This window comes from Streptomyces sp. NPDC026246 (assembly GCF_055567995.1).
Genome location: NZ_JBVHPJ010000005.1, coordinates 110,200 through 120,598, shown reverse-complemented (window position 1 = coordinate 120,598; position 10,399 = coordinate 110,200). Strand labels below are relative to the sequence as shown.

Sequence of the window (10,399 nt, the reverse complement as noted above, 5' to 3'; positions counted from 1 at the left end):
CGGCACCCCGGGACCGATCCGTTCCGGACCGCACCACCCACCCGTACCGCAACGAGAGAGCGAGACCGACAGACATGGACGAGAACACCCGCTACCAGGTGCTGCGCAACGACGAGGACCAGTACTCGCTGTGGCCCGTCGACATCGAGGTGCCCTCCGGCTGGCAGCCCGTCGGCAAGGAGGGCACCGAGGCCGAGTGCTCCGCCTACGTCGACGAGGTCTGGACCGACATGCGCCCGCGCAGCCTGCGGGAGCGCATGAAGAACGCCGAAGCCTGACGCACCTGCGCGGGACCGGGCCGGGGCGCGCCCAGCGACGACACGCCCCGGCCCGGCCCGCCCGCCCGGCCCGCACTGCTCGAGGAGCCCTCATGACGCCGGTCCTGCACACCGAACGACTCACCTTCCGCCCCTACCGACCCCAGGACGAGGACCACTTCGTGGAGCTGCTGCGCGACGAGGAGGTCTGCCGCTGGATGGGCCAGGACCGTGTGCCCGAGGCGGACATCCGCACGCTGTTCCGCGCCATCCTCACCGACGTCTACCCCAAGCGGATGTTCGACGTGTGGGGCATCTGGGAGTCGGAGACGTTCATCGGGCACGCGGAGGTGAAGAAGACCGGCAACGTCGACGGACACGAACTGATCGCCGCCCTGGCGCCCCCCTACTGGGGCCGGGGCCTGGGCACCGAGGTGGTCCGCGGACTGCTGCGTCACGCCGCCGACAACCTCGGCCTGAAGGAGGCCTACGGCATGGTCGGCGCCGACAACACGGCCAGTCTGGCGATGTGCCGGCGCCTGGGCTTCCGGCACGTGCGCGACGTGACCGGCGACGACGGGAAGGTCACCAGGATGGTGGTGATCCCGACGACGGAACGGGACTGACCGGCGCCGGCCGACCGCCCCCGTCGCCCCGGCGGACGCCGGCCGAGGCGCCCCGAGGAACCTGCTCAGGGCGTGAAGACCTGCTCCAACCGGTCGATGGCCCCGTCCTTGCCGAGGTGGTATCGGAAGACCAGGCCGCTGTCGGGGTGCGCCTCCAGCCAGTCGAGGAACTCCTGCACCCCGATGGGCTGGTTCTCCGTGCTCGCCACGATGGGGTCGGTGACGGTGACGTACGCGGCCTGGTCCATGGGCAGGTAGGTCTCCTTGCCGACCGTCTCGAACGGTGCGCCGTCCGAGTCCGGTGTGCCGCAACCCCAGTTGCCGTGCCGGAAGATCAGGCTCAGGGACCCGCCCTCCGGTGTGTAGCGGTACACGGCGATCTCGTCCGGCGAGATCGGCATCTTGTGGTCGCAGCCGTCGTCCTCACCCCCGGCGCCGGAGGAAGCCTTCGAGCCGGGGGCCGACGGCGCCGCGGGTGTACCCGCAGGCGCCGGGGGAGTGGACTTGCCGCCCGCGGACGGCGAGGCCTTCCCGGCGGGCACCGCCTGCGAGGGCGACGCCCCGGCGGTGGCCTGCTTGCTCTGAGCCGGCGAGGACGTGACGGCCGGTGTCGCCGTGCCGCCCGCCGTCGGCGCGTCGGGAGAGCAGCCGGCGAGCGTCACGACGCCGGCCACGCAGGCGGCCAGCGTGAGCGTCCGGAAAGCGATCGGTCTGGAGCGGCCTGCGGTCATCACGATGTGTCCCCCGATGCGGTGGCGGCGACTACTGCGTAGCCGCGTCAGCTTGAGGACTCATATTCAGCCACCCTCACTCCGTTCGACGCCGCCGGACGGCATCTGTTGCAGATCGGTGACCCTGTCCGGACCACCGGCTCACCGTCCGCGACGGCGGCGACCGGCAACAGGCTCCGGTGTCTTTGCAGACGCTCATGTGCGGACCGGCAGGACGTCAGGTCATCCCGGACATCGCGGCCCTGCGCCCCGACGGCGCGGTACCGGGCGGCGCGCGCGTCATCCGGCGTGCTGCGGGACGGATACCGATATTCGTCGTGCGGCGCATGCTAACCGGACGGAATCCCCCGGTGGGGAGATATCAACTTGGGTCCGTACACGCCTGTTTGACTCCGGTTCACCTGCGAGAACCTTCAGCGCCGGGAAGCGTGTAGTGGCCACTTGGTTCCGTGAGTCATCTCACAATGTGATCCATTGCGACTCCACCCACCGCTCACGGAGGATCACTCCGGGTACGCCGACCGATTGGTCTCGACCGGTTGTCGGCCGGCCCGTTTCACTCAAGGATGGGGGAGTCCTACATGTCTACGGCGCTTGATGTGCACACCCGGGAACTTGCAGAGCAGGGGTACACGCTGCTCGAGGGAATCGGCACGGACGAGGAGGCGGCCGCCGCCGTCGGCGTCTTCGGTGACCTGATTCCGCAGTACGACGGCTCGCTGCGCTACCAGGTGAAGGCCGCTCCGGGCTTCGAGGAGCGCCGCTACTCGAAGAGCGTCAACACCATCCTGGTGCACACGGAAGCACCGGGCTGGAACCCGCCGCCCACCTACCTGGCCCTGCACTGCCGGGTCCAGGCCACCTGCGGCAGCGGTCACACCGAACTCGCCGACATGCGGCAGTTCGTCGCCTCGCTGCCCGACCGCGACCGAGCCGCCCTCTATGAGCGACACGTCGAGTGGGTCGGACACAACACCGGGGGAGTCGGCACCGAGGGTGTCCGCCGCCCCGTCGTCGACGTCACCGACAGCGGCCAGGAGATTCTGCGCTTCAGCTACAACCTGCTGACCACCGGCCAGTACGACCCGCCGGTCGACGCCTCCGTCGACCCGGAGCGACTGCCGCTCGGCAGCTTCGGCATCCACCTCGCGGAGCAGGCCGAAGCCTTCTTCCGGGAGCACCGCGTGTCGGTGCTCATCCCCGAGAACCACGTCCTGGTGTGGGACAACCAGCGCATGGTGCACGCCCGTTCGGCCTACACGGACAAGCGGCGCCACCTGACCCGCTACTGGATCGCCGCCCAGCGCTGAGACCGCGCACCCGTCACCAGTCACCCCGTCACCGGTGGCACCCGCACCGGGACAGAAACCGATCACGTGAGGCCCACGCATGACTGACGACCGGATCGCGCCGGTTCAGGACGAGCAGTTCCCCACCGGGCTGCCGGAAGAGCTCCGGGGACTGCCCGAAGGCGTACCCCGCCACGACCCCGACGACCAGATCGAGAGCGCCGTCATCCGCCGCCTGGTCGGGAACTGGCACCGGCGTGCCACCGTCAAGCGCGACGAGCCGAACCTCGATGACCTGTTCGAGCTCGACCGCCCCGACTACCCCGAGCGGATCCTGCCGTTCCACGACCACCCCACCTACCGGGCGCTCGACCCCGAGAAGCGGACCCAGCTGCTGAGCTGGGCCTGGATCGCCTACAACCGGCACACGATCATGGCCGAGCAGAAGGTGGCCAACCCCGCCTTCGCCCTGGTCATGGAGGGTGAGTACCCCGAGCTGCAGGACGAGGCGCTCAACATCTCGCTGGCCCAGGCGATGGTCGACGAGCAGTACCACACGCTGATGCACCTCAACGCCAGCGCCGTCACCCGGCGCCAGCGCGGCTGGGCCATGCCCGATCACCACCTGCCGATCTCCCACACGGCACGCGAGCACCAGCGCCTGCGCGACAGCGCGGACGAGCGCTGGCAGCAGTCCCTGACCACCCTCGCGTTCGCGACGGTGTCGGAGATCTCCATCAACGCCTATCTGGACCTGCTCGCGGACGACCCGGACATCCAGCCGATCAACAGCAGCACCGCCAAGCTGCACAACCGCGACGAGTACTGCCACGCCTCGATCTCCGCCGTGCTCGCCGAGGTCGTCCACGACCGGCTCGACGAGAAGAAGCAGCGCTACTTCCGCGACATGCTCTTCGAAGGGCTGGAGGCCTTCGTGGCCACCGACTACACGACCTGGCACCGCATCATGGACCTGGTCGGCGTCGAGGGCGGTCACGAGATGCTGCACGACTGCCAGGCCGAACAGAGCCGCAGCCGGCTGGTCCGCGACTACACGGGACTGCACACCCTGATCGAGCGGATGGGTGTCCAGGAACTCGTCGAGTTCGACTGGTCCAAGTCCTACGTGGCGCGCTGAGCGGAATCGAGACGAACCCGTGAAGCACTATGCGAACGAGCGCCTCGCCCAACTCGCGCGCGACCGCGGCATGCCGGACGAATACGTCCGTGACCTGCGCGTGGTCTCCAGCGTCCTGCCGTTCAAGGTCAACGAGTACGTGGCCGACGAGCTGATCGACTGGTCGGCGGCACCGGACGACCCGATCTTCCGGCTCACCTTCCCGCACCGGGACATGCTGCCCGCGGAGGTCTTCGACCGGATGGCGGCGCTGTCGGACGCGGGGGCGCCGCGCGCGGAACTGCGCGCGGCCGCCGTCGCCGCGCAACTGGAACTGAACCCGCACCCGGGCGGCCAGCTCGAGTCGAACGTGCCGACCCTCGACGGGCGCCGGCTCGACGGCCTCCAGCACAAGTACGCCGAGACGGTGCTGGTCTTCCCCTCGCAGGGGCAGACCTGCCACTCCTACTGCGGCTACTGCTTCCGCTGGGCCCAGTTCGTCAGCCAGGAGGAACTGCGCCAGGCCCTGCGCGACCCGGCGGACCTGACGGGCTACCTGGCCCGGCACCCGGAGGTCACCGACGTCCTGTTCACCGGTGGCGACCCCATGATCATGCGGACCGAGGTGGTGCGCCGCTGGGTCGAGCCGCTGCTGACGTCCGTCCCCACGGTGCGCACCCTGCGGTTCGGCACCAAAGCCCTGTCGTACTGGCCGGCCCGCTTCACCGAGGGCCCGGACGCGGACGACCTGCTGCGGCTGTTCGAGGAATGCGTCGCGCGGGGCCGGCACGTCGCCGTCATGGCGCACTTCTCGCACCCGCGGGAGCTGGAGACCGACCAGGTGCGCGAGGCGATCGCCCGCATCCGCGCCACCGGCGCCGAGGTGCGGGCCCAGGCCCCGCTCGTCGCGCACGTCAACGACGACCCCGACGCCTGGTCGCGGATGTGGCAACTGCAGGTCGAACTGGGCGTCGTCCCCTACTACATGTTCGTGGAGCGGGACACCGGGGCGAGCAGCTACTTCGGCATTCCCCTCGTCCGTGCCCTCGACATCTACCGCGAGGCCGTGCAGCAGGTGTCCGGCCTGGCCCGGACCGCTCGCGGGCCCGTGATGTCCGCCGCGCCGGGCAAGGTGATGCTCCACGGCACGACGGAGGTGGCCGGGGAGAAGGCGTTCGTCCTCAGCTTCCTGCAGGCACGCCGTCCCGACTGGGTGGGGCGGCCGTTCTTCGCCGCGTACGACGAGCACGCGCAGTGGTACGACGAGCTGAAGCCGGTGTCCTTCGGCACCACCCTGCCGACGTACGAGGGCGAGCAGGGATGAGGCTCCAGGTCCACGAGATCCGCCTCACCGACCACGACGTGTGGCGCAGCGCGCGCGAGGCGATCCCGGTGCAGCCCGGCATCCTCGTCGAGCTGACGGCGGGTGGGCGGTCGGGGTTCGGCGAGGCCTCGGCCTTCATGACCGACCGCTACGACTCCTCGCTCGACGCCCTGCACGCGGCGCTGCGCCGCGTCGCGCCGACCCTGCGGGAACTGCCGCCCGACGACCCGGAGGGCGCGTTCTCGGTGCTGGCGCCGGAGCTGTCCGGGTCACCGTTCGCGCTGGCCGCGCTGGACGTGGCCGCGCACGATCTGGCGGCCCGGGTGGCGGGCGTACCGCTGTGGCGGAGGCTGGGCGCCCGGAAACCGGCCGCCCTGCACTCCAGTTACAGCATCGGCCTGGACGAGCCCGCAGTGATGGTGCGCAAGCTGCTGGAGCGGCCCGGCTGGCCCGCCTACAAGGTCAAGCTGGCCGCTCCCGGCGACCTGCACATCCTCGAGGCGCTGCGCGAGCACACCGACGCGCCGTTCTTCGTCGACGGCAACTGCGGATGGGAACCCGCCGCGACGCGGGCCGCCCTGGGCGCGATGGCGGACCTCGGCGTGACGTTGCTGGAGCAGCCCTTTCCCCGTGACATGTGGGCGGAGGCCAGAGCGCTCAAGGACCTCTCCCCGATCCCGGTGTACGCGGACGAGAGCATCACGGGACCGCAGGACCTCGAAGCCTGCGCCGAGGCGTTCCACGGTGTGAACCTGAAGCTCATGAAGGCCGGTGGCATCACGCCCGCCCTGCGGATGCTGCGCGCCGCGCGGGAGGCCGGGCTCGGCACGATGCTCGGCTGCATGCCGGAGTCCAGCGCCGGAGTGTCGGCCACGGCCCATCTGGGGCCGTTCGTCGACCACTTGGACGCCGACAGCATCGCGCTCCTCGCGGTCGACACGGGCACCGGCGTCGTCCTCGACGACAAGGGCGGCATCACCCTGCCCGAGGCACCCGGTACGGGTTTCGAACCGGCGTTCAAGGGGCCGGCGTTCACCGTGCGCCCGACCACGGCCGGGGAAGCCGGCTGGGACGGCGAGGAGTTGTCCGTCCACCGCGACGGCACGGCCCTCGCCTCGGTGCGGATCAGGCGTCGTCCCCTGCCCGGGCGGACGCCGTCGGACACCTTCCGGCAGCTCGACGGGCCCGACGGCCCCGCCGCCGACGCGGCCGGCCCGGAGGAACTGGTCGCGCTGATCCGCTGCGCGATCACCCGCGCGGTCGCCGAAGGAGCGGACACGGTCTGGCTGCGCACCGCTCACGCCGGTGTGCGGCGAGCCTGCCGCACGGCCGGGTTCCGTCCCCTCGACGGCACCCCGGGCCGGGACGGTCACGGCGACATCCCCGGCGACGACACCCCCGCGGGCGACGGCGACCCGTCGTCCCTCCTGGTCTGGAAGGCGAACCGATCCGCATGACCGATGTGCACGACATGCCGGACACGACGGCCCCGGCCCACGCAGCCGTCGCCGGGGCCGGGCACGGCCCCTTGCTCCCGGCCGCCACCGCCGAAGCCCTCGCCGAGACGGCCCTGACCCGCGCCGGTCTCACCTCCGACGACGCCCGGAGCGTGGCACAGGCCCTCACGGCGACCTCGCTGCGCGGCATCGACACCCACGGTCTGCGACTGCTGCCGCAGTACCTGGACGAACTGGCCGCCGGCATCGCCACCGCCCGCCCGGACATCCGGACCGTCCGGGACTCCGGAGCGGCCGTCATGCTCGACGCCGGGGGCGCGCTGGGGGTGGTGGCCGGACTGACCGCCGCCCGTATCGCCGCCGAGCGGGCCCGCACGCACGGCGTCGCCGCCGTCGGGGTCCGCAACTCCAACCACTTCGGGGCGGCCTCCGTCTACAGCCGCCACCTCGCCCGGGAGGGCCTGGTCGGCATCGTCACGACCTCCGCCGCCTCCCGGGTCGCTCCGTTCTCCGGTACCGAGCCGCTGTTCGGCACCAATCCGCTGAGTTTCGCCGCGGCCGTCGAGGACGACGAGTTCGCTCTCGACATGGCCACGAGCCAGGTCTGCTTCGGCGAGATCAAGGAGCGCCGCAAGCACGCCAGGGCGCTGGACGCCGGCTGGGCCACCGACACCGAGGGCAGGCCCGCCACCGACCCGGAGCAGGCGTACGCACTGTCACCGCTGGGCGGCTACAAGGGGCAGGGCCTGGCGATGGTGGCCACCCTGCTGGGTGCCGTGCTGACGGGCTCCCCGGCGGACTGGGAGCTGGAGCACATCGGCTCCTCCACGCCCGGCCGCAGCCGCGGCATCGGGCACCTCCTGGTGTGTCTGGACCCGGCCGCCTTCGCCGGCAGCGCACCGTTCGCCTCGGGGCTCAGGAACATGCTGGACACCACGCGCGGCGCCCGGCCCGGGGCCGACGCCGAACAACCCGTGCAGGTGCCCGGCGACCCCCAGCGGCGCATCGCCGGCGAGCGCGGCGAGCAGGGCATCCCGCTCGACCCGCACACCGCGCAGGCCTTCGCCGCTCTCGCGGCCGAACAGGGCGTCGACTGGCCGGGGGTGCCGGCGTGATCCTCGTCCTGCTCAGCCCGCGCAACGCGGGCCTGCCCTTCGCCGCGTGGCTGCCCGAGGAGTCGGGGCGGCTGCTGGCCGTCACCTCGCAGGAGGTGACGGCCGGACCCGGCTTCGCCGATGTGGAACGGGTCGCCGACTACACCGACGACGCCTCGGTCCTGGCGGCGGCCCGGCGGCTGGCGGACCGCCACGCCGTGACCCGCGTGCTGGCGCTGGCCGAGGTCGACGTCGAGCGGGCGGCGCAACTGCGCGACGAACTGGGCCTGCCGGGCCAACGGCCCGCCAGTGCCCGCGCGTACCGCGACAAGGTGCTGATGAAGGAGCTGGCGGCGGCCGGCGGTGTGACGGTGCCGCCCTTCGCGGCGGTGGCCACCGCCGCGGACGTGGCGGCCTTCATGGCGGACCACCCGGGCCCGGTCGTGGTCAAACCGCGCGGCGGCTCCGGTTCGACCGGCGTCGCGGTCCTGGACGATCCGTCCCAGATCCCGCAGGTGGCCGACCGGGTGACCGGCGGCGGCCACGAGGTCGAGGGCTACGTCAGCGGCCGGATGTGCCACGTGGACGCACTGCACGTCGACGGGCGGCCCGTGGTGTGCGTGCCGTCCGTGTACACCGACGGCGGCTGCCTGTCGCACTGGACGGACTCCGGGAACGGCAGCTGGACGCTGCCCGACTCCGATCCGCTGCACGAGCGGCTGGTGGCGGAGACGTGGCGGCTGGTGAAGGCACTGCCCGCGGCCCCGGCGCTGTTCGTGCACGCCGAGTTCTTCGTGACGGACACCGGCGAGACCGTGCTGTGCGAGATCGCCGGCCGGGTCGGGGGCACACCCATCCCCGCCATGCTGCACGCCGTGCTCGGGATGGACCCGCGGCACCTGTGGGCCAGGATCGAGTGCGGACTCCCCGTGGATCTGGACGCCGTACGGGCGCACGCCGAGGCGGCGCCCCTGGTGGCCAACTTCGGCCTGCCGCCACGCGACGGGCGCATCGTCCGGGTGCCCGCCCGGGCCCCTGACGGGGCGCGTGACTTCACCGTCCACGCTCAGGCCGGCGAGGACTGGGGCGGCGCCCGGTACGCGGGCCGCAAGTCCGGGGACTTCGTCGCCACCTGGCTGGTGACGGCGGACGACGCCGAGGAACTGCTCGCCCTGCTCGACAAGACCGGCGCGCAGGCGGAGGCCGGCTTCGGCTGGGAGCCCTCCGGCCGGCCCGGCAACGACATCGACTCGGTGGTCGACGCCCCGGCGGACCACGAGGAGGCGACCCGGTGAGCGACCTGACCGCCGAGATCCTCGGCCCCGGTGCCCGCCCGACCGCGGCGACCTTCCCGGCCCTCGCCGACCCGGCCGTGATCTGGGAGGACGACCGCTGGTGGCGCTTCACCGAGCGCACCGATCTGCACGAGGTGCGCTACCTCGCCGTGCGTGAGGACGGCGCCCTCGTCGCCCTGGCGCCCCTGCTCCTCACCCGGGACGCCGGAGGGCTGCTCTTCTACGACACGCCGAAGATGACCGGCGACACCAGTGCGTTCGGCGCCCCGGAGCTGCTGGACGCCGAGCAGCAGGCACGCTGGGAGGACCTGACCGCGCGCCTGGCCGACGCCCGTCGAGGTCAGTACCCCTCGGTCGCCCTCTCCGTGTTCGGCTCCCACCACGGCATCGTCCACGCCGAGGGCCGTGACGCGGCCGGCCGGGCGCGGGTGCTGGCCGAGCTGCCGCGCCTGCTGGACGAGACGGCGGAACAGCTCGGCTGCCGCAGCAGCTCCCTGCTGTACGCCACCGACGAGCAGGCCGCCGTCCTCGGCCCGGCAGCCGAGGCACGCGGCCACATCCCGGCGGTGCTCGGCGCCGAGTCCGTCATGCGGCTCGACGCCCCGGACTGGGACGCGTACCTGGCCGGGCTGACGAGCCGCAAGCGCACCCGCCTCCTCAAGGAACTGCGCGACTACACCGCGGCCGGCTTCACCACCGTGGTCCGCGAGGGCCCCGGGGCGCTGTCCGAACCGATTGTGGACCTGCAGGTCAAGCTGCGGGCCAAGTACGGGTTGCCCGGCGGGCACGCCCGTGTCCAGCGGGACTTCGACGCCCTGCGCGAGACCGTCGGCGACAGCTGCATGGTGATCAGCGCCGAACGCGACGGCGAGACGCTGGGGTTCGTCCTCTACCTGCGCTCGGGCCACGCCATGTACGGCCGCACGGCCGGCTTCCACGAGGACGCCAAGGGCGTCTACTTCGCCCTGACCTACCACGAGACGTACCGCTGGGCACTGGCCCACGGCGTGCGCGAGATCTGGTACGGCCTCGCCGCCTACGACGCCAAGAAGCTGCGCGGCTGCGACCTCGAGGCACGCCACGGCTGGTTCCGCTTCACCGGCACCGGCGGCACCGAGCTGGAGGAGGTCCTGCGGCTGCAGGGCACCAGCGAACGCGACCGGCTCCGGGGCCTCGGGTACGACAGCACGACTTCACAAGGAGACTGAG

General features: G+C 72.0%; 10 protein-coding genes. 9 read left to right on the top strand and 1 reads right to left on the bottom strand.

Features of this window, described 5'->3' with window-relative positions:
• Positions 1–74 precede the first annotated feature (74 nt).
• On the top strand, positions 75–278 hold the full coding sequence (locus tag ACZ4M5_RS15190) for an MbtH family protein (protein ID WP_467736799.1): 204 nt from the start codon (positions 75–77) through the stop codon (positions 276–278).
• Positions 279–370: 92 nt separating this feature from the next.
• Positions 371–883, top strand: a complete 513-nt coding sequence (locus ACZ4M5_RS15185; protein WP_467736797.1) for a GNAT family N-acetyltransferase — start codon at positions 371–373, stop codon at positions 881–883.
• A 65-nt stretch (positions 884–948) separates the two neighbouring features.
• Here the strand turns inward: ACZ4M5_RS15185 and ACZ4M5_RS15180 are convergent, their stop codons facing one another.
• Positions 949–1,614: a hypothetical protein gene (locus tag ACZ4M5_RS15180; protein WP_467737358.1), complete on the bottom strand. Its 666-nt coding sequence runs from the start codon at positions 1,612–1,614 to the stop codon at positions 949–951.
• 581 nt (positions 1,615–2,195) lie between these two features.
• Here ACZ4M5_RS15180 and ACZ4M5_RS15175 point away from each other — a divergent pair.
• The 7 genes from ACZ4M5_RS15175 (at position 2,196) to ACZ4M5_RS15145 (ending at position 10,398) form a co-directional block, all read left to right on the top strand.
• The gene (locus ACZ4M5_RS15175; RefSeq protein WP_467736795.1) at positions 2,196–2,924 is read left to right on the top strand and encodes a TauD/TfdA family dioxygenase; all 729 of its coding nucleotides are present in this window, start codon (positions 2,196–2,198) and stop codon (positions 2,922–2,924) included.
• A 79-nt stretch (positions 2,925–3,003) separates the two neighbouring features.
• The gene (locus ACZ4M5_RS15170) at positions 3,004–4,041 is read left to right on the top strand and encodes an AurF N-oxygenase family protein (protein ID WP_467736793.1); all 1,038 of its coding nucleotides are present in this window, start codon (positions 3,004–3,006) and stop codon (positions 4,039–4,041) included.
• Positions 4,042–4,060: 19 nt separating this feature from the next.
• Positions 4,061–5,344 carry a KamA family radical SAM protein gene (locus tag ACZ4M5_RS15165; RefSeq protein ID WP_467736791.1) on the top strand — a complete coding sequence of 428 codons (1,284 nt, stop codon included), beginning with the start codon at positions 4,061–4,063 and terminating at the stop codon, positions 5,342–5,344.
• Positions 5,341–6,801, top strand: coding sequence for a dipeptide epimerase (locus ACZ4M5_RS15160; RefSeq protein WP_467736789.1), 1,461 nt, complete (start codon positions 5,341–5,343; stop codon positions 6,799–6,801). Before ACZ4M5_RS15165 ends, ACZ4M5_RS15160 begins: the two co-directional genes overlap by 4 nt.
• Positions 6,798–7,916 (top strand): Ldh family oxidoreductase, encoded by a 1,119-nt coding sequence (locus ACZ4M5_RS15155; protein WP_467736787.1) that lies wholly within the window; start codon positions 6,798–6,800, stop codon positions 7,914–7,916. Before ACZ4M5_RS15160 ends, ACZ4M5_RS15155 begins: the two co-directional genes overlap by 4 nt.
• Positions 7,913–9,190, top strand: a complete 1,278-nt coding sequence (locus tag ACZ4M5_RS15150) for an ATP-grasp domain-containing protein (protein WP_467736785.1) — start codon at positions 7,913–7,915, stop codon at positions 9,188–9,190. The genes ACZ4M5_RS15155 and ACZ4M5_RS15150 overlap by 4 nt, the downstream gene beginning before the upstream one ends.
• Entirely contained in the window at positions 9,187–10,398 is a 1,212-nt protein-coding gene (locus tag ACZ4M5_RS15145; protein WP_467736783.1) for a GNAT family N-acetyltransferase, read from the top strand. The genes ACZ4M5_RS15150 and ACZ4M5_RS15145 overlap by 4 nt, the downstream gene beginning before the upstream one ends.
• Position 10,399: the final 1 nt, after the last annotated feature.

What these genes read in the sequence shown, in the direction of transcription:
- ACZ4M5_RS15190 (WP_467736799.1), top strand. Translation starts at nt 75, where the DNA reads ATGGACGAGAACACCCGCTACCAGGTGCTGCGCAACGACGAGGACCAG.
- ACZ4M5_RS15185 (WP_467736797.1), top strand. Translation starts at nt 371, where the DNA reads ATGACGCCGGTCCTGCACACCGAACGACTCACCTTCCGCCCCTACCGA.
- ACZ4M5_RS15180 (WP_467737358.1), bottom strand. Translation starts at nt 1,614, where the DNA reads ATGACCGCAGGCCGCTCCAGACCGATCGCTTTCCGGACGCTCACGCTG.
- ACZ4M5_RS15175 (WP_467736795.1), top strand. Translation starts at nt 2,196, where the DNA reads ATGTCTACGGCGCTTGATGTGCACACCCGGGAACTTGCAGAGCAGGGG.
- ACZ4M5_RS15170 (WP_467736793.1), top strand. Translation starts at nt 3,004, where the DNA reads ATGACTGACGACCGGATCGCGCCGGTTCAGGACGAGCAGTTCCCCACC.
- ACZ4M5_RS15160 (WP_467736789.1), top strand. Translation starts at nt 5,341, where the DNA reads ATGAGGCTCCAGGTCCACGAGATCCGCCTCACCGACCACGACGTGTGG.
- ACZ4M5_RS15155 (WP_467736787.1), top strand. Translation starts at nt 6,798, where the DNA reads ATGACCGATGTGCACGACATGCCGGACACGACGGCCCCGGCCCACGCA.